17 protein-coding genes are annotated in these 17,624 nt (G+C 72.3%); 10 read left to right on the top strand and 7 right to left on the bottom strand.

Translation table 11 applies throughout. The annotated features are described in order from the left end of the window. Positions 1-140: 140 nt before the first annotated feature. Both ACFY1H_RS25595 and ACFY1H_RS25590 read right to left on the bottom strand, forming a co-directional pair. Positions 141-1,154, bottom strand: a complete 1,014-nt coding sequence (locus ACFY1H_RS25595; RefSeq protein WP_386950213.1) for a DUF4097 domain-containing protein — start codon at positions 1,152-1,154, stop codon at positions 141-143. 15 nt (positions 1,155-1,169) lie between these two features. After that, positions 1,170-1,676 carry a toxin-antitoxin system HicB family antitoxin gene (locus ACFY1H_RS25590; protein WP_386950210.1) on the bottom strand — a complete coding sequence of 169 codons (507 nt, stop codon included), beginning with the start codon at positions 1,674-1,676 and terminating at the stop codon, positions 1,170-1,172. Positions 1,677-1,806: 130 nt separating this feature from the next. On the opposite strand from ACFY1H_RS25590, the gene thyX reads away from it, so the two are divergent. From thyX to ACFY1H_RS25555, 7 genes are all read left to right on the top strand, one after another. Then, positions 1,807-2,559 carry an FAD-dependent thymidylate synthase gene (thyX, locus tag ACFY1H_RS25585; protein WP_366582215.1) on the top strand — a complete coding sequence of 251 codons (753 nt, stop codon included), beginning with the start codon at positions 1,807-1,809 and terminating at the stop codon, positions 2,557-2,559. Continuing rightward, a complete protein-coding gene (locus ACFY1H_RS25580) occupies positions 2,559-2,957 on the top strand; it encodes an ACT domain-containing protein (RefSeq protein WP_386950207.1) in 399 nt (132 codons plus the stop codon). The genes thyX and ACFY1H_RS25580 overlap by 1 nt, the downstream gene beginning before the upstream one ends. A 151-nt stretch (positions 2,958-3,108) precedes the next feature. After that, complete coding sequence (locus ACFY1H_RS25575; RefSeq protein WP_386950204.1) at positions 3,109-4,350, top strand: Nramp family divalent metal transporter; 1,242 nt, start codon at positions 3,109-3,111, stop codon at positions 4,348-4,350. 87 nt (positions 4,351-4,437) lie between these two features. Then, complete coding sequence (locus tag ACFY1H_RS25570) at positions 4,438-5,925, top strand: serine/threonine-protein kinase (protein WP_366582212.1); 1,488 nt, start codon at positions 4,438-4,440, stop codon at positions 5,923-5,925. 103 nt (positions 5,926-6,028) lie between these two features. Beyond that, the gene (gene dapA / locus ACFY1H_RS25565) at positions 6,029-7,054 is read left to right on the top strand and encodes a 4-hydroxy-tetrahydrodipicolinate synthase (RefSeq protein ID WP_386950200.1); all 1,026 of its coding nucleotides are present in this window, start codon (positions 6,029-6,031) and stop codon (positions 7,052-7,054) included. Continuing rightward, positions 7,051-8,748 (top strand): ribonuclease J, encoded by a 1,698-nt coding sequence (locus tag ACFY1H_RS25560; RefSeq protein ID WP_366582210.1) that lies wholly within the window; start codon positions 7,051-7,053, stop codon positions 8,746-8,748. The genes dapA and ACFY1H_RS25560 overlap by 4 nt, the downstream gene beginning before the upstream one ends. Positions 8,749-9,109: 361 nt before the next feature. Further along, the gene (locus tag ACFY1H_RS25555; protein WP_386950196.1) at positions 9,110-10,675 is read left to right on the top strand and encodes a substrate-binding domain-containing protein; all 1,566 of its coding nucleotides are present in this window, start codon (positions 9,110-9,112) and stop codon (positions 10,673-10,675) included. 10 nt (positions 10,676-10,685) lie between these two features. Here the strand turns inward: ACFY1H_RS25555 and ACFY1H_RS25550 are convergent, their stop codons facing one another. Next, positions 10,686-11,258, bottom strand: coding sequence for a TetR/AcrR family transcriptional regulator (locus ACFY1H_RS25550; RefSeq protein WP_386950193.1), 573 nt, complete (start codon positions 11,256-11,258; stop codon positions 10,686-10,688). A 97-nt stretch (positions 11,259-11,355) separates the two neighbouring features. Here ACFY1H_RS25550 and ACFY1H_RS25545 point away from each other — a divergent pair, with 97 nt between their 5' ends. After that, positions 11,356-12,096, top strand: coding sequence for an SDR family oxidoreductase (locus ACFY1H_RS25545; RefSeq protein WP_386950190.1), 741 nt, complete (start codon positions 11,356-11,358; stop codon positions 12,094-12,096). Here ACFY1H_RS25545 and ACFY1H_RS25540 read toward each other — a convergent pair. The 3 genes from ACFY1H_RS25540 to ACFY1H_RS25530 all read right to left on the bottom strand — a co-directional run bounded on the left by ACFY1H_RS25540 (position 12,093) and on the right by ACFY1H_RS25530 (position 14,671). Then, on the bottom strand, positions 12,093-13,037 hold the full coding sequence (locus ACFY1H_RS25540) for a DMT family transporter (RefSeq protein ID WP_386950187.1): 945 nt from the start codon (positions 13,035-13,037) through the stop codon (positions 12,093-12,095). The two genes, ACFY1H_RS25545 and ACFY1H_RS25540, sit on opposite strands and share 4 nt — an antisense overlap. A 120-nt stretch (positions 13,038-13,157) precedes the next feature. Beyond that, positions 13,158-13,802 carry an NAD(P)H:quinone oxidoreductase gene (gene wrbA, locus ACFY1H_RS25535; protein ID WP_366582205.1) on the bottom strand — a complete coding sequence of 215 codons (645 nt, stop codon included), beginning with the start codon at positions 13,800-13,802 and terminating at the stop codon, positions 13,158-13,160. 29 nt (positions 13,803-13,831) lie between these two features. Continuing rightward, positions 13,832-14,671: a lysophospholipid acyltransferase family protein gene (locus ACFY1H_RS25530; RefSeq protein WP_366582204.1), complete on the bottom strand. Its 840-nt coding sequence runs from the start codon at positions 14,669-14,671 to the stop codon at positions 13,832-13,834. Between the two features lie 97 nt (positions 14,672-14,768). Here ACFY1H_RS25530 and ACFY1H_RS25525 point away from each other — a divergent pair, with 97 nt between their 5' ends. Next, positions 14,769-14,960, top strand: a complete 192-nt coding sequence (locus ACFY1H_RS25525) for a DUF732 domain-containing protein (RefSeq protein WP_366582328.1) — start codon at positions 14,769-14,771, stop codon at positions 14,958-14,960. Positions 14,961-15,047: 87 nt separating this feature from the next. Here ACFY1H_RS25525 and ACFY1H_RS25520 read toward each other — a convergent pair whose 3' ends face one another. Next, a complete protein-coding gene (locus ACFY1H_RS25520) occupies positions 15,048-15,311 on the bottom strand; it encodes a hypothetical protein (RefSeq protein WP_366582336.1) in 264 nt (87 codons plus the stop codon). On the opposite strand from ACFY1H_RS25520, the gene ACFY1H_RS25515 reads away from it, so the two are divergent. After that, a complete protein-coding gene (locus ACFY1H_RS25515) occupies positions 15,283-17,613 on the top strand; it encodes a DNA translocase FtsK (RefSeq protein ID WP_386950183.1) in 2,331 nt (776 codons plus the stop codon). The genes ACFY1H_RS25520 and ACFY1H_RS25515 overlap by 29 nt on opposite strands. Positions 17,614-17,624 lie beyond the last annotated feature (11 nt).

The following is a 17,624-nucleotide window of genomic DNA, read 5'->3' as shown; positions in this document are numbered from 1 at the left end:
CCCCTTGGGGGGGGGGCGCGGCGCCCGGCCCCCCCCCCCCCCACACCCCCCGGGGGCAACCTGCTTGGGCCCCCTCGGCGGAGGGTAAAAAAAGGGGGGGGGGGGGGGGGGCCCCGGGCCCCCCCCCCCCCGCCTCCCCCTTAGCCGGCCGCGCGGGTCACCACCGCGTTGCCCGTGCCGGTGCGGGCGCGGACGCGCAGGGTGGCGCCCGCTTCGGGCGGCACGTCGGAGACGTCCAGCTCGCTGTGGACGCGGCCCGCGGACGAGGCGAGCTCGACTTCGGCCGCGATGCCGCGGCGGATGCCCACGCGGACTTCGCCGGAGCCGGTGATCAGGTCGACCGTGCCGGAGGCCGCTTCGGCGACGGACAGGTCGCCGCTGCCGGTGCGGGCCATGACTTCGCCCGTGACGGAGCCGAGCCAGACGTTGCCGGTGCCCGTGGCCAGCGTGGCGGAGCCGGAGACGGAGGCCGCCTCCACCGAGCCGCTGCCGGTGCGCAGCTGGAGGCCGGCGGGCGTCGGGCCGAGCTTCACGCGGCCGGTGCCGGTGCGCACGATGGCGGCGCCGTCGGCCTGTTCGAGCGTGACCTCGCCGGAGCCGGTCAGGATGTCGGCGCGCCCGGCGGTGCCGGTGACCGTGACGTCGGCGGCGCCGGCGCGGACCTCCACGTGGGAGCCCTTCGGCGCGTGCACCGTGACCGACACCGGCACGTTCCGCAGCTGCCACGCCTTCGCCGCCCGCACCACGAGCCGGTTACCGGTCTTCTCGATCCGCGCCTGGCGCACCGCATCGGCCGGCGAAGCGTCCGCGGTCACGCCCAGCTGGTCACCGAAGCGCTCGCCGACCCACGACAGCAGGTTGTTCACCCCGCTGACCCACGGCGGCTGCTCGCCCGCGTCGTGCCGCAGCTCCACCTGGGCGCCGGACTCGCGATCCAGCACCAGTTCCACGCGGCCGATCGTCACGCCGACGTCGAGCTCCAGCGGACCATTGGCCTCGAACTCCTGCGCACGCACCAGCGGATCGTCCGAAGTGGACGAACCGAGATCAGCCGAAGCGACCGCCTCCTCCGCCGCACCCGCGACGGCTTCGTCGGCGGCTTTCTGGGCAGCTTCCTGGGCGGCTTTGTCCCAATCGGACTTGTCTTCACTCATCGTCGCTTCCCCTTTCTAGCTCTGGACCCAGCCGTGCAGCTTGGTCTCGGAGCGGCCGCCCTGGTGGTGCCGCTGCTGGTGGTGCTGCGCCTGGCCGAGGGCCCCCTGCACGGCCTGGGCGACGAACGTGTTGAGCGAGACCCCTTGCGCGGCCGCCGCCTGCTCGGCCTGGCTCTTGATCTGCTCCACGAGCCGCAGCGTGATGCGCGAGATGTCGCCGCCGTCGATCGGTGAGGGCGGCGTGCGCGGCTGGTCCGTCCGCGCCGGCTCGCCGGGCTCGGCCGCGCCGGTCACGACCACGCGCACGTCGCGGCCGTCGAGCCGGACGTCCACGACCTGGCCCGGCAGGGCGGCGGTCACCTCGGCGGCGAGGTCGGCCAGCGCGTTCATCAACGTCAGCCGGGCCGCGGGTTCGAGTGCGGACGAAAGGAGTGCGGCCGTGCGCCGGGTCTGCTCGTCCCCGGCGGAGGCCGTGTTCGCGAGGTCTTCGCGAAGGTTCGCGATGTACGGCGTCAGGTCCATGACACCACTATGACGTCACCGGTGACGTCAGTCAAGGAAGCGGTGACATCAAGTGGTGTCACGCCGGTGTCGAACACACAAGCGGTTAGAGTGCGGGCCGGGAGCCGCAAGCGGGAGAGGGAGTGCTGACGTGGTCGAGACCGTGTCGCCCAGAGTGCAGCTGGTCGCGAAAACGGAGTTCTTCCCACCGGAGGACGTGCCGTGGACGACGGACGCCGACGGGGGACAGGCTCTGGCCGAGTTCGCCGGCCGCGCCTGCTACCAGTCGTGGAAGAAGCCGAACCCGAAGACGGCCACCAACGCCGGGTACCTCGACCACATCATCGAGGTCGGTCACCTTTCCGTGCTGGAGCACGGTTCCGTGAGCTTCTACATCACCGGCATCTCGCGCTCGCTCACCCACGAGCTGATCCGCCACCGCCACTTCTCCTACTCGCAGCTCTCGCAGCGCTACGTCCCCGAGCGCGACGCCGCGTTCGTCGAACCCGACGTGATCGCGAACGACCCCGAGCTGCACGAGAAGTTCCTCAAGGCCGCGCAGGCCAGCGCCGACGCCTACGACGAGCTGCTCGCCGGGCTCGAGGAGAGGTTCGCCGACGCCCCGAACGCCACGCTGCGCCGCAAGCAGGCCCGCCAGGCCGCTCGCTCCGTGCTGCCGAACGCCACGGAGACGCGCATCGTCGTCACCGGCAACTACCGCGCCTGGCGCCACTTCGTGGCCATGCGCGCCACCGAGCACGCCGACGTCGAGATCCGCGCGCTGGCGATCGAGTGCCTGCGGGAGCTGCAGAAGGCCGCCGGCAACGTGTTCGCCGACTTCACCATCTCGACGCTGCCCGACGGCACCGAGGTCGCGTCCAGCCCGAAGGTGCTCGAAGGCTGATGAAACGACTCGCGATCGACGTCCGCCCGGGCGACTACTCGGTGGTGCGCCTGCCCGCCGACGCACCGGTGCCCGCAGACCTGCTCGACCCGGCCACGCCCGCGCTCGTGTCCGTGACCCGTACGCCGGAGGAGCTTTCGGTGATCTGCCCGACGGGCCGCGAGCCCTCGGGTGGTGTCGTCGAGCACGGCTGGCGCCTGATGAGCGTGCGCGGCCCGCTGGAGTTCACGCTCACCGGCGTGATTTCGGCGCTCGCGTCCGAGCTCGCCGCCGCCGGCGTCGCGCTGTTCTCACTGTCCACTTTCGACACCGACCACATCCTCGTGCGCGCCGCCGAGCTCGACCGCGCGGTGAAGGCGTTCCGCGACGCCGGCCACGAGGTCGGCCTGCCCGCCTGAAACCGGTCGCGACGGCCCTCCGCCCGCGAGGGCGGAGGGCCGTCGTCGTCCGGTACGGCCAACCGGCTGGTGGTCGAGCCCACCCTTGCCCTGGAAAGTTCGGCGTGCCTAAACTTCGAGTTGGGATACCCGACAGACGGAGGGCGACGTGATGGCGGTGGCGGAAGCGGTCCGGCCCCGGCGGCTCGCCCGCCTGCGCGCGGGCTCGGCCCTGCTCGGTCCGGCGTTCGTCGCCGCCGTGGCATACGTGGATCCGGGCAACGTTGCGTCGAACATCAGCGCCGGTGCGCGGTTCGGGTACCTGCTGGTGTGGGTGATCGTCGCGGCGAACCTGATGGCCGTGCTGGTGCAGTACCTGTCGGCGAAGCTCGGCCTGGTCACGGGCCGGTCGCTGCCCGAGGCGCTGCGCGAACGGCTGCCCCGTTCGGCGCGGCTGGCGTACTGGGCGCAGGCCGAGGTCGTCGCCGTGGCCACCGACCTCGCGGAGGTCGTCGGCGGAGCCATCGCGCTGAACCTGCTGTTCGACCTTCCGCTCGTGGTCGGCGGCCTGATCACCGGCCTGGTGTCCCTGACGCTGCTCGCGGTGCAGGACCGCGGTGGCCAGCGGACGTTCGAACGCGTGGTGACGGGCCTGCTCGCCGTGATCGCGATCGGCTTCCTGGCGAGCCTGTTCGTGGAGCCGCCCTCGGCGTCGGGGATCGCCAGCGGGCTCGTGCCGCGCTTCGACGGCGCCGACAGCGTGCTGATCGCCGCCGCCATGCTCGGCGCCACCGTGATGCCCCACGCGGTCTACCTGCACTCCGGTCTCGTCCGCGACCGCCACGGCACGCCCGCGCCCGAGAAGCGGCGACGCCTGCTTCGCGCGACCCGCTACGACGTCGGTTTCGCAATGCTGCTCGCCGGCGCGGTCAACCTCGGCATGCTGCTGCTCGCCGCCACCAACCTGCAGGGCCTGCCCGGCGTCGACTCGATCGAGGGCGCGCACGGCGCCGTCGCCACCGCGCTCGGCTCGACCGTCGCGCTGCTGTTCGCGATCGGGCTGCTGGCCTCGGGCCTCGCGTCCACGTCGGTGGGCGCCTACGCGGGCGCCATGATCATGCAAGGCTTGCTGCGCAAGAAGTTCCCGATCCTCGTGCGCCGGCTCGTCACGCTCACGCCGGCCATCGTGGTGCTCGCGCTGGGCGCCGACCCGAGCGCCGCGCTGGTGGTGTCGCAGGTGGTGCTGTCGTTCGGCATCCCGTTCGCGCTCGTGCCGCTGATCCGGCTCACGTCCGACGCGGAGCTCATGGGCACCGACGTGAACCGGCGGATCACCACCGTGCTGGCGTGGTGCGTCGCGGCCGTGATCATCACGCTCAACATCGCGCTGATCTACCTCACCGTCACGGGCTGAACCCGACAGGGAAACCCGAAGGAACCGGCCTGGGCCCCGCGCGGTCCGACTAGCATTCGCGCGACCCCGAACGAGGAGCCCGGCCCCGTGACCGACGAACAGACGCGCCCGTACGACCCGACCCGCCCGGCGCCCGGGCCGCGGCTCGTCGCCGGCCGCTACCTGCTGCTGGGCGAGCTCGGCCGCGGCGGCATGGGCGTGGTGTGGCGCGCGCAGGACCAGGTGATCGGCCGCCAGGTGGCCATCAAGGAGCTGCGGCTGCCGGACACCGAAGGCCAAGCGGTGTTCTCCGAACGCGTGCTGCGCGAGGTCCGCACCGGCGGGCGGCTCAACGACCCCGCCGTGGTCACGGTCTACGACATCATCACGGACAACGGCACCACGTTCATCGTGATGGAGCTCGTCGAGGCCCCGACGCTGGCCGACCTCGTGCGCCGCCAGGGCCCGATGCCGGCCGCGCACGTCGCGGTGATCGGCGACCGCGTGCTCGCCGCGCTGCAGGCCGCGCACGCCGCCGGGATCGTGCACCGCGACGTGAAGCCCGCCAACATCATGGTCGCGCCCGACGGCCGCGTGAAGCTCACCGACTTCGGCATCGCGCACGCCGTCGACGACCCGCGCCTGACCACGAGCGGCGTGATCGTGGGCTCGCCCGCGTTCATGGCGCCCGAACGCGTCGAGGGCCGCGAGGCCATGCCCGAGTCCGACCTGTGGTCGCTCGGCGCGACGCTGTTCTTCGCCGTGGAGGGCATCGTCGCGTTCGAACGCCCGACCACGGCCGCGACGCTGCACGCGATCATGACCGAGGTCCCCTACCTCACCCGCGGCCAGGGCCCGCTCGCCGCGGCGATCCTGGGGCTGCTCGTGGCCAAGCCGGAGGCCCGGCTCACGGCCCCGCAAGCCCGCAACCTCCTCGCCACCGCGGCCGGCCAGCCGCCCACGCCGCCGTCGGGCAGCACCGCCCCCGTGCTCACCACCGCCCCGGCGGCCGTCGCCGCCGCGCCGAAGCGCTCCCGCCGCGGCTGGTGGCTCGCCGGCGCCGCCGTGCTCACCGTCGCCGCGCTGGCCGGCGGCTTCTTCCTCGGCAAACCCGTGTGGTCACCGAAGACCGACCCGCAGCTGCGGCCCACCGTCACCTTCGGCCCCGACGGCTTCCTCAAGGCGGAGATCGGCACCTACTACCGCTGCTACAACGCGGCGGTTCAGCAGGGCGTGGTGATCAGCGACGACAACAGCACGACCTGCGACAAGCCCCACACCCTCGAGGTCTACGACATCGGCTCGGTGCTGCCCGTCGAGAGCTACGCCGACGACGAGGCGAAGGTCGCCGCCTACCCGGGCCTCGAGTCCGTCAGCCGGCTCGCCGAAGCGCGCTGCGCGGCGTCGTTCCACTCGTCCGCGGTGCCCGAGCAGCAGCGCGCGGGGCTCACCTATCAGGCGATCGTGCCCACGCAGCACGAGTGGGAGCTGGTGCCCACCGAGGACCACCGGGACTACAACCGCGACTTCTACTGCGTGCTGGCGAAGCCCGGCAACGCCCAGATCCCGGCGCAGATCACCACTAAGATCAAGTGACCGGGGCGAGAAGTTCCGCCCCGGGCCCGCTCACCCGGGAAAATCTCCGATCTTCACCAGGTCGGGCCCGGGTTCACCCGTTCGACGAGGTACCGTCAACACCATGTCCACTGCACCGTCCACCCCACCCACTGCCGCGCCCGGACGCCCGTTCGGCCGTGTGCTCACCGCGATGGCCACGCCGTTCGACCGCGATGGCGCGCTGGACCTGAAGCGGGCCCAGGAGCTCGCCGAGCACCTCGTGGAGCTGGGCAACGACGGACTGGTCGTGAACGGCACCACCGGCGAGAGCCCGACCACGAGCGACGAGGAGAAGACGGCGCTGATCCGCGCCGTCGTCGAGGCCGTCGGCGACCGGGCGACCGTGGTGGCGGGTGCCGGCACCAACAACACCGCCCACAGCGTCGAGCAGGCCCGCGCCGCCGCCGAGGCGGGTGCCCACGGCCTGCTCGTGGTCACGCCGTACTACTCGCGGCCCAGCCAGGCCGGCCTGTTCGCGCACTTCACCACGGTCGCGGACGCCACCGAGCTGCCCGTGCTGCTCTACGACATCCCGCCGCGCTCGATCGTGCCCATCGAGGTCGACACGCTGCTGCGGCTGGCCGAGCACCCGCGCATCGCCGCGGTGAAGGACGCCAAGGGCGACCTCATCGCCGGCTCCGAGGTGATCGCCAACACGCACCTGGCCTACTACTCGGGCGACGACGGCCTGAACCTGCCGTGGATCGCGGTCGGCGGTGTCGGCGTCGTCAGCGTCATCGGCCACGTGGTGGCCGGGCGGATCCGCGCGATGATCGACGCGTACGAGAACGGCGACATCTCCACCGCCCGCACCAACCACCGCGCCATGCTGCCGGTGATGCGCGCGATGTCGCGCGTCGGCGGGGTCGCGTTCGCCAAGGCGTCGCTGCGGCTGCGCGGGTTCGACATCGGCGACCCGCGGCTGCCCGTCGTGCCCGCCACGGAGGAGCAAAGTGCCCTGATCGCCGCCGATCTCGCCCAGGGCGGCGTGCCGCTGGGCGACAGCGCGGCCCAGGACTGGCATGGTGCACGGGTGGCACAAGCGGATTCCCAGGCGGCCTACGTCGCCCCCACCTCACACACCAGCGTTGGGACCTTGCCCCGGTGAGCTCACTTCCCCCCGGACCCGGACCCACGAACCTCCCGCCCGCCCTTCCCGAAGGCGCCCTGCGCGTCGTCGCGCTGGGCGGCATCGGCGAGGTCGGACGCAACATGACCGTCTTCGAGTACGACGGCAGGCTCCTGATCGTCGACTGCGGCGTGCTCTTCCCCGAGGACGACCAGCCGGGCGTCGACCTGATCCTGCCCGACTTCCGCGCGATCGAGGAGCGGCTCGACGACGTCGACGGCCTCGTGCTCACCCACGGGCACGAGGACCACATCGGCGCCGTCCCGTTCCTGCTGCGGCTGCGCCCCGACCTGCCGATCTACGGCTCGCGCTTCACCAACGCGCTGCTCGCGGCCAAGGCCAAGGAGCACCGCCAGCGGCCGAACCTCATCGAGGTGCGCGAAGGCGAGCGGCGCAAGGTCGGCGCGTTCGACCTCGAGTTCTTCGCCGTGAACCACTCGATCCCGGACGCGCTCGCGGTCGCCATCCGCACGCCCGCCGGGGTCGTGCTGCACACCGGCGACATCAAGCTCGACCAGCTGCCGCTCGACGGGCGCCTCACCGACCTCGCGGGCTTCTCGCGCCTGGGCGACGAGGGCGTGGACCTGTTCTGCGTCGACTCGACCAACGCCGAGGTGCCCGGGTTCGTCATGCCCGAGCGCGACATCGGCCCGGTGCTCGACGACGTGATCCGCCGGGTCGACCAGCGCGTGATCGTCGCGTGCTTCGCGAGCCACGTGCACCGCGTGCAGCAGGTGCTCGACGCCGCCGTGCGGCACGGCCGCCGGGTCGCGTTCGTGGGCCGCTCGATGGTCCGCAACATGGGCATCGCCGCCGAGCTCAAGCTGCTCGAGGTGCCGGACGGCCTGCTCGTGGACCTCGACCAGGCGAGCACGCTGCCCGAGAGCAAGGTCCTGTTCGTCTCGACGGGTTCGCAGGGCGAGCCGCTCTCCGCGCTCTCGCGCATGGCGCGCGGCGAGCACCGGCAGATCTCGATCCGCGCGGGCGACACCGTCGTGCTCGCCAGCTCGATGATCCCGGGCAACGAGACCGCCGTGTTCGGCGTGGTCAACGGCCTCACGCGGCTCGGCGCCAACGTCGTGCACCAGGGCAACGCGAAGGTCCACGTGTCCGGCCACGCGTCGGCCGGCGAGCTGCTCTACCTGTACAACGCCGTCCGCCCGAGCAACGTGATGCCGGTGCACGGCGAGTGGAAGCACCTGCGCGCCAACGGCGAGCTGGCCATCCGCACGGGCGTGTCGCCGGAGAACGTGGTGATCGCCGAGGACGGTGTGGTCGTGGACCTCGTCGACGGCAAGGCTTCGCGGACCGGCCGCGTCGAGGTGGGCCACGTGTACGTGGACGGCCTTTCGGTGGGCGACGTCGGCGAGTCGACGCTGTCCGACCGGCTGGTGCTGGGCGAGGGCGGCTTCATCTCGATCAGCGTCGCGGTCGACTCCAGCACGGGCCGCGCGGTCAGCAGCCCGACGGTCTCGGGGCGCGGGTTCTCCGACGACCCGAAGGCGCTCGACAGCGTGGTGCCGCTCGTGGAGATGGAGCTGGCGCGCACGGAGGCCGAGGGCATCACCGACACCCACCGCATCGCGCAGGCGGTGCGCCGGGTCGTCGGCCGCTGGGTCGCCGACACCTACCGGCGCCGGCCGATGATCGTGCCGACGGTCATCCCGGTCTGAGTTCTTCGCGTCGCCGGCCGCCGCCGCTCTCCCTTGGCCGGGGGAGCGGCGGCGGCTTTTTTTCAGCGCGGCCGGCCGGTTTTTTCAGCGGGTGATGGCGGCGATCAGCAGTGCGAAGGCGACGACGGCGCCCTGGCGGGCGAGTGCGTTGCGGGCCCGGCGCTGCTCGGACTTGGTCGGTGTGGTCACGGCTGCCCCCGTTTCTCGTGGTCGGTCCATGGTCGCTCGTGCGGCGGCCCGGCACATCCCGCGTGAGGCGGGTCCTGGCTCCCCCTCAGGTACGAGTCCCGCTTTACGCCGTTCGTCCTACGGCGGCGGGCCGCGGCGGCGTTAACCTGCGTTGAGTAGGAGGGACGCGCCGATGGGGCGTCATTCGAGCGTGCGGGCACGAAGCCGGCTGCTGGCGCCGCTGGCTGTTTCCGTGCTGCTCGTGCTCGGTGGCTCGGTGTGGGCCGCGGCCACGCTGGAGAGCCGGTGCGCGAAGGGGCATGTGCTGGTGTCGGCGTCGCCCGACGTCGCCCCGGTGCTTTCCCAAGTGGCGCAGGGACTTTCGGCGTCTTGCCGGTCGTACGAGATCCGCCCGCGCGACACCGCGCAGGCCGTCGCCGAGTTCGGCGCGCCCGGAGGGGAGCGGGCGCAGGTCTGGGTGCCGGACTCGACGATCGCGTTGCAGCGGGCGCGGCAGCTCGGCGCGACGGACGTGCCGGAGTCGGGGCCGTCGGTGGCGAGCTCCCCGGTCGTGCTGGCCGTGGCGGAAGACACCGCGCGCGGGCTCGGCTGGCCAGAGCGCACGCTGACCTGGACCGACGTCGTCGGCGCGCCGGACGCCGTGCTCACCACGCCGGACCCGGCCCGCGACCCGGTGGGCACCTCGGCGCTGGTCGGGCTGCGCGACGTGGTGGGTTCGGCGCCGGACCCGGCTGGGGCGTTCGCGGCGGTGCTGCGGCGGTTCACCGTCGGCGGCGGGGGAGGGACGGCGTATCCGGCTTCGGAGAGCTCCGTGGTGCAGCACAACGCCGCTTCGGGGGCTTCGCCGCTGGTGGCGGTGTATTCGGCCGGTGCGCCCGCGCTGGACTACCCGTTCGCGCGGCTGAGCGGCGCCGGGGCCGAGCAGAGCGCGGCCATCGACGCACTGCAGCAGGCGGTGCTGGGCAGTGCGGGCACGGCGGCCCTCGCCCGGGCCGGCCTCCGCGTCCCCGGGCAGGCCCTGGCCGGGCACGCCGACGACCCGCACGTGCAGGCAGCCGGGCAGCGCAGCGCGCCCGTGCCGTCGGGTGCCGATCTCAAGGTGCTGCTGACCCAGTGGGCGGGCGTGAACCTGGACGCGCGGGTGGAGGTGCTGCTGGACGTCTCGGGTTCGATGGAGGCGCGCGTGCAGGGCACGAACTTGAACCGCATGCAGGTGACCGTGGCCGCCGCCGAGCAGGCGCTGCACCTGTTCCGGCCTTCCACGCAGCTGCGGATCTGGGAGTTCGCCACGAGACTCGACGGGGCGAAGGACTACCGCGAGGTGCTGCCGCTCGCGCCGGTCGCCCAGCACCTCACGCCGGACGACCTCGCGAAGCTCACTGCGGTGCGCGCCGTCCCGAAGGCGGGAACCGGCCTGTACGACACCGTGCTCGACCTGTACGGGGTGGCTCGCCGCGACTGGCAGCCCGGCGTGCTCAACGTCGTGATCGTGATGACCGACGGCCGCAACGAGGACACGTCCGGCATCTCCCGTGAGGCGTTCCTGGCCGGCCTCACCCGCCTCGCCGACCCGGCGCACCCCCTGCCGGTGATCGCGATCGGCATCGGCGCGGACGCCGACGAGAGCGAACTGTCCGCCATCACCGCGATCACCGGCGGCGGTGCGTACGTGACGCGTGACCCGACGAAGATCGGCGACGTGTTCTACGGGGCGCTGGCCCAGCTCGTGGCGCGCTAGCGGTATTCGGCTAGGCCGGTTCTTTCGGCGGGCGCAGCCCGTCGACCACGACCGTGACGACCGTCGTTGCCCGCGGCTCCCACTCCGCCTCGGGGATCCGCGACAGCGCGCCCAGAAGCAGGATTACGTCGGCGGCATCGACCCCGTCGCGCACCTGACCGGCGGCCTGCCCGCGCTCCAGCAGCGTGCCGAGCGCTTCGTCGAGCCGGTGGTGCTGGCCGGAGTACAGGTCGTGCCACGCCGAGGCCTCGATCGCCGCCATGACGCCGCGTTTGACCCGCGCGTACTCGACCAGCCGGTGCAGCCAGTGGGTCAGAGCCAGCAGCGGCGGGTGCTCGGCCAGCAGCGGCGGCACGGCGTCGACGAGCTGGGTCAGCTCGTGGCGGTACACCTCGGCCAGCAGGTGCTCGCGGGTGGGGAAGTGCCGGTAGAGCGTGCCCTGGCCGACGCCCGCGGCTTTCGCGACCCCGTGGAGCTTGAGGTCGTCGATCGCCCCGTTGGACCTGCTCAGCTCGGCCCGCGCCGCCTCGACGATGCGGTCCCGGTTGGCCACCGCGTCGGACCGCGGCTCACGGCTCGCCACCGGCGTCACCTCGCTTCCCGTTCGACTAAGTGGACAACTGTCCGGTACGGTGGGAACCGTAATCGGACAGTTGTCAGTTTAGAGCGGAGAGGTCGAGATGAGCACGTTGGAGGGCAAGGTCGTCGCCATCACCGGCGCGAGCAGCGGGATCGGGGAGGCGACGGCGCGGGAGCTGGCCTCCCGCGGTGCGGCCGTCGTGCTGGGCGCGCGGCGCACCGATCGGCTGGCCGCGGTCGTGACGCGGATCCGGGCCGCGGGCGGGCGCGCGGAGATGCTGGACGTCGACGTGACGAAGCGGGCCGATCTCGAACGGCTGGTGGCGGCCGCCGTGGACCGGTTCGGCCGGCTCGACGTGCTGGTGGCCAACGCGGGTGTCGCACGGATCGCCCCGGTGGGCGACCTCGACGTGGACAGCTGGGACGCGATGATCGACGTCAACCTGCGCGGGGTCCTGCACGGCATCGCCGCCGCGCTGCCGGTGTTCCGGGAGCAGGGCAGCGGGCACCTCGTGACGACCGTGTCGACGTCGGGGCTCAAGATCGTGCCGGCGCAGGCGGTGTACGCGGGGACCAAGAACGCCGTTCGCACGTTGCTGGAGGCGCTGCGCCAGGAGTCGACCGACGGGGTGCTGCGCACGACGTCGATCTCGCCGGGGTTTGTCCGCACGGAGCTCGTCGACTACGTGGCGGACCCCGCGCAGCGCGCTCAGGCCCAGGAGGCCATGGCGGCGCTCGGCATCGCTCCGGAGGCCGTCGCGCGCGCCATCGCGTTCGCGATCGAGCAGCCGGACGACGTCGAGATCGGCGACCTGACCATCCGGCCCGCGCGGCAGGGTTAGGTCACGCCTTTCGAAAACCGTTGCACCACATACGCTCCGCCGAGCAGGATCGCCGCGCCGAGCGCCTGGGGCCACGCCAGGGCCTCGCCGAGCAGGGCCCACGCGAAGGCCGTCGCCGTGACGGGTTCGAGGAGGCCGAGCACGCTGGCGACCGAAGCGGGCAGGTGGCGCAGGGCTGTGATGCCGAGCAGGTAGGACAGCACGGTCGAAAGCAGCACCAGCAACGTCAGCAGCAGCCAGATCGGTGGCGTCCAAGGGCCGAACTCCACGGCGTGGTCGAGCAGCGACCACGGGATCGTCCACGGTGGACTGACCACGGACACGACCACGGCGCCGACGACCATGCCCCACGTGACCAGGCCGAGGGGATCGCGGTCGGCGACCGCGCGTTCGCCGATGAGGAAGTAGCCGGCGGAGCACACCGCGGCGCCCAGCCCGGCGAGGAGGCCGATCGCGTCGAGCGTGAGGCCCTGCCAGACCTGGCCGACGAGCGCGAGACCGACGATGGCGAGCGCGATCCCGGCCCACATGGCGCGCGGCAGGTGCGTGCGGCGGACCACGCGCACCCACAGCGCGATCAGCACGGGGGAGAGGAACTCGAGCAGGATCGCGATGCCCACGGGCACGCGGTCGGCGGCGATGAAGTAGGCGAGCTGCGTGCCGGCGACGCCGAGCAGGCCGTACGTGAGCAGCATCGGCCATTCACCGCGGCGGACCTTGAGCGTGTGCGGCGCGAGGGCGGCCGTGCCGGCGAGCAGCAGCAGGCCCGCGAAGCCGATGCGGAACGTCGCAACCTGCTCCGGTGTCATCCCGGCGGCCATCGCGGGTTTGCCGAGCGTGCCGGACGTGCTGAAGAACAGCGCGGCGAGCAGCACGAACGCCACCCCGCGGCCACGGTGCGCGGCGCGGGGTGGCGTGACGACGGGCAGTTCGGTGGTCACGGTCGTCGACAGTACGACTTTCGCGTCACCACCGAAACCGATTTAGCGGTTATCGTCCGACTTGCCAATCCGGCCAAAAGTAGGCCGACCCCCACGCGGCGCGTAACCATCACTACGAAGTCATCCGGCCGTAACTGTGGTCGGATTGGTAATGATCGGCGCAGTCAGTCCGGTGGCGACGTGGGTGGTGATCGTCGCGAGGCGCTTGCCCTGCCGGGTCAGCGCGCCGAGCGCCAGGTCGTCGGGCGCGGCGGACTTGCGCGAGACGAAGGAGCCGCCGTAGGGGTTGCCCGACTCCTTCAGGTGCGGGTCGCCGTAGCCGAGCGGCACGACGATGGCGCCCCAGTGGTAGAAGATGTTGTTGGTGGCCAGCACGGTCGCCTCGAGGCCGCCGTGCGCGGTCGACGCCGTGGTGAACGACGTCGCGACCTTGTCGGCCAGCTTTCCCTGCGCCCACAGGCCACCGGTGCTGTCCAAAAAGGACTTCAGCTGGGCCGCGGGCCCGCCGAAGCGCGTGGGGCTGCCCACGGCGAGGCCGTCGGCCCACTCGAGGTCGGCCAGGGTGGCGTACTCGTGGTGCGGCCCGGAGTCGACCCACGCCTGCCAGCGGGGGTTGCTCGCGACGGCCTCGGGCGGCGCGGTCTCGCGCACGGTCCGGACCCGGACTTCGGCACCGGTCTCCCGGGCGCCCTCGGCCAGCGCGGAGGCGAGGGCGGCGGTGTTGCCGGTGGCGCTGTAGTAAACGACGAGGATGCGTGTGCTCACGCCCCGCGACTCTAGGCGAAAGCGCGGGTTCAGGACTGTGGTGTCCGAGGGGTGGGCGGCCCCGGCTTCCAGGGGCTCACGGTGTCCGTCGGCCGCGTCGGGTCGTTGAACCGCGGCCGCACCGGCTCGTCACGGCGCAACGGCACGAGGCCGTCGGTGATCGCCTGCATGATCTTCGCGTGCGCCCGCACCCCGGCGCCCGGCCGCTCCGGCTCGACGTCCGACAGGTCCACCGGCGCCCCGAAGTGCACCTTGAACCGCGGCCGCCGCAGCGGCGCGCTCAGGCCGGATCGCGCGAGCGGCACCAGATCCGCAGGCCCGTTCACGGTCTCGGTGCCCCAGTACACCGCCTCGTGCGCGCCCCACTGGCTGATCGGGATCACCGGCACCCCCGCGGCCAGCGCCAGGCGCGCCGCCCCCGTCTTGCCGCGCTCCGGCCACAGGCCCGGGTCGTGGCTGATCCGGCCCTCCGGGTAGACGATGATCGGCTCCCGCGTGGTCTTGAGCTCCGCCACGGCCTCGGCGAACTGCCCGATGGCCGTCGCCGCGTGCTTGCGGTCGACCCGCAGGTGCCCGCTCACCCGCAACGCCGGCCCGATCACCGGCGCGTCCAGGATGCCCCCGGCCAGCATGAACCGCGGGTTGATGCCGATCCGCTTGCACGCCGCCATCAGCACGAACGCGTCGAACACGCCGATGTGGTTCGCCGCCATCAGCAACGGCCGCCCCCGCAGCTGGCGCGGCACCGCTCCCGACACCGTCAGGCGGCCCACGAGGTTGACCAGCCCACGGTCGATGTTGAGCATCGTCCGCCAGATCGCCGGAGCACGGCGCGGGGCCGGGAAGTCGTCCTGTTGCAGCGCGAACATGGGCAGAGTTTGTCATGGGGTGGATCTCGGACCGTCGGGGTGGTTGACCACGTGACCTCGGCTCCGTGACGAACCGGCGCGCACCCGCGCTGGTTCGATCGACCCCGGCCTCGTCACCAACGAGGCCCGCGCCGTCGTGCACGCGCACGACCTCTGCGACGACCTTGCGCGAGGCAAGGACCACGCGGCCGTGCCGGCGAGCGCGACCTGGTACTTCACCGGCGCCGACGGGTCGGTCGACCAGGCGAAGGCCGAGCAGATCGTCGCGGCCGCCGGATCGCTCTGCTGAGCGGAACCCGCCAGGTCGGCGGGGACATCCGAGACGATTGTTTCCCCTGCGCTGAGAGTGGCGCATGTGACTATCGGTCCCGGGCCGTTACCGTGGAGGCATGTCTGGGTCGGCGACGAGGAAGCGGAGCACGGCGGGAAGCGGCGGGAAGGCACCGGCGCGTGGTTCGCGCACGCCGGCGAAGCCGCGGTCGTCCGGGGGTTCCGGGGCGCGTTCGTCGGGCTCGGGCGGGTCACGTGCCTCCGGGTCGCGGCCGAGGAGCACCGCCCGCAAGCCCGCGCCGCGGCGGGGGAAGGCGAAGTCCGGTGCGTTCGGGCGCGGGGTGCGCGGCACGTGGAACCTGGTGGCCAAGGGCGTCGGCTCGCTGGCCCGCACGGTCGGGCGCACGCGGGAGCTGGAGCCGGAACACCGCCGCGACGGGCTGGCGCTGGGGCTGATCGCGCTGGCGATCGTCGCGGCCGTGGGCGTGTGGTGGCGGGCCGCGGGGCCGATCGGCGCGGCCGTGGAGGTCGCGACGCGCACGGTGCTGGGCGCGGGCGCGGTGACGTTGCCGCTGGTCCTGGTCGTGGTGGCGGTCGCGTTGATGCGGTCGGAGCCGAACCCTGAGACGCGCCCGCGGATGGTGATCGGCACGGTGCTGGTCGTGCTGTCCGTGCTGGGGATGCTGCACATCTTCACGGCCCTGCCCGAAACCAACGAGGGCCGCATGTACGCCGGCGGCATCGTCGGGCTGTTCTCCGGCGGCCTGCTGACCAAGGGCGTCACCACGTGGGTCGCCGTGCCGTTGCTGATCCTGGCGCTGCTGTTCGGCGTGCTGGTGTTCACCGGTACGCCCGTGCGCGAGATCCCGCACCGCCTGCGCACGTGGGGCCTCGACGAGGACGAGCTGGCCGACCTCGAGGGCGAGGGCGCGGAACCCGAGACCGACGAGGTCGTCGAGGCCGACCCGAAGGCCGTGCGGCTGCGCAAGCCGTCGCGCCGGCGCCAGAGCAGCGCCGACCCCGAGGGCGAGCAGCTCGACCTCGACGCGATGCTCGCCGAGCCGCCGACGCCGGTGCGCCCGCCGAAGCCGAAGCCCGCCGAAGAGGTGCCGGAGAAGAAGCCGAAAAAGGCGGCGGAGCCGCCGATGGCGATGACCCGGACCGTCGAGGGCGACTACCAGCTGCCGTCACCCGACCTGCTGAAGCTCGGCGACGCGCCGAAGTCCCGCAGCAAGGCCAACGACGCCATGATCGAGGCGATCACCGGCGTGCTGGACCAGTTCAGCATCGACGCCCAGGTCACCGGCTTCACCCGCGGGCCCACGGTCACGCGCTACGAGGTCGAGCTCGGCCCGGGCGTGAAGGTCGAGAAGATCACGGCGCTCACGAAGAACATCGCGTACGCCGTGGCCACGGACAACGTCCGCCTGCTCGCGCCGATCCCCGGCAAGTCGGCCGTCGGCATCGAGGTGCCGAACTCCGACCGCGAGATGGTGCGCCTGGGCGACGTGCTGCGCGCGCCGTCCACGGTCAAGGACAACCACCCGATGGTGATCGGGCTCGGCAAGGACATCGAGGGCCACTTCGTCACGGCGAACCTCACGAAGATGCCCCACCTGCTGGTGGCGGGGTCGACGGGTTCCGGTAAGTCGAGCTTCGTCAACTCGATGCTGGTGTCGCTGCTCGCCCGCGCGACGCCCGACGAGTGCCGCATGATCCTCATCGACCCGAAGATGGTCGAGCTCACGCCGTACGAAGGCATCCCGCACCTGATCACGCCCATCATCACCCAGCCGAAGAAGGCCGCCGCCGCGCTGGCCTGGCTGGTGGAGGAGATGGAGCAGCGCTACCAGGACATGCAGGTCAACAAGGTCCGGCACATCGACGACTACAACCGCAAGGTGCGCTCGGGCGAGATCACCGCGCCGCCGGGCAGCGAGCGCGAGTACCGGCCGTACCCGTACATCATGGCGATCGTCGACGAGCTGGCCGACCTCATGATGACCGCGCCGCGCGACGTGGAAGACGCGATCGTGCGCATCACGCAGAAGGCGCGCGCCGCGGGCATCCACCTGGTGCTGGCCACGCAGCGGCCCTCGGTCGACGTCGTGACCGGCCTGATCAAGACCAACGTGCCCTCGCGGCTGGCGTTCGCCACGTCGTCGCTCACCGACTCGCGGGTCATCCTCGACCAGCCGGGCGCCGAGAAGCTCATCGGCATGGGCGACGCCCTTTACCTGCCGATGGGCGCGGGCAAGCCGGTGCGCATCCAGGGCGCGTTCGTGGGCGACGAGGAGATCGCGGCCGTCGTCGCGTTCGCCAAGGACCAGGCCCAGCCCGACTACACCGACGGCGTCACGGCCGCCAAGGCGGGCGAGAAGAAGGAGATCGACCCCGACATCGGCGACGACCTCGACGTGCTGCTCCAGGCGGCCGAGCTCATCGTCACGTCGCAGTTCGGCTCCACCTCGATGCTCCAGCGCAAGCTCCGCGTCGGCTTCGCCAAGGCCGGCCGCCTCATGGACCTCCTCGAAAGCCGCGGCGTGGTCGGCCCCTCGGAAGGCTCGAAGGCCCGCGACGTCCTCATCAAGCCGGAAGAACTGGAGGGCGTCCTCTTCATGATCCGCGGCGGCGACGCCCCGGCGGGCGACTCGGACGACGAGGACTTCTGATCGGGTCCTCG

Origin of the sequence: Amycolatopsis sp. NPDC001319 (assembly GCF_042896185.1) — a bacterium.
GTDB lineage: Bacteria > Actinomycetota > Actinomycetes > Mycobacteriales > Pseudonocardiaceae > Amycolatopsis.
Note: the sequence above shows the minus strand (reverse complement) of the source record. Positions and strands in the feature narration are given on the sequence as shown.

What these genes read in the sequence shown, in the direction of transcription:
- ACFY1H_RS25595 (WP_386950213.1), bottom strand. Translation starts at nt 1,154, where the DNA reads ATGAGTGAAGACAAGTCCGATTGGGACAAAGCCGCCCAGGAAGCTGCC.
- ACFY1H_RS25590 (WP_386950210.1), bottom strand. Translation starts at nt 1,676, where the DNA reads ATGGACCTGACGCCGTACATCGCGAACCTTCGCGAAGACCTCGCGAAC.
- ACFY1H_RS25580 (WP_386950207.1), top strand. Translation starts at nt 2,559, where the DNA reads ATGAAACGACTCGCGATCGACGTCCGCCCGGGCGACTACTCGGTGGTG.
- ACFY1H_RS25575 (WP_386950204.1), top strand. Translation starts at nt 3,109, where the DNA reads ATGGCGGTGGCGGAAGCGGTCCGGCCCCGGCGGCTCGCCCGCCTGCGC.
- dapA (WP_386950200.1), top strand. Translation starts at nt 6,029, where the DNA reads ATGTCCACTGCACCGTCCACCCCACCCACTGCCGCGCCCGGACGCCCG.
- ACFY1H_RS25555 (WP_386950196.1), top strand. Translation starts at nt 9,110, where the DNA reads ATGGGGCGTCATTCGAGCGTGCGGGCACGAAGCCGGCTGCTGGCGCCG.
- ACFY1H_RS25545 (WP_386950190.1), top strand. Translation starts at nt 11,356, where the DNA reads ATGAGCACGTTGGAGGGCAAGGTCGTCGCCATCACCGGCGCGAGCAGC.
- ACFY1H_RS25530 (WP_366582204.1), bottom strand. Translation starts at nt 14,671, where the DNA reads ATGTTCGCGCTGCAACAGGACGACTTCCCGGCCCCGCGCCGTGCTCCG.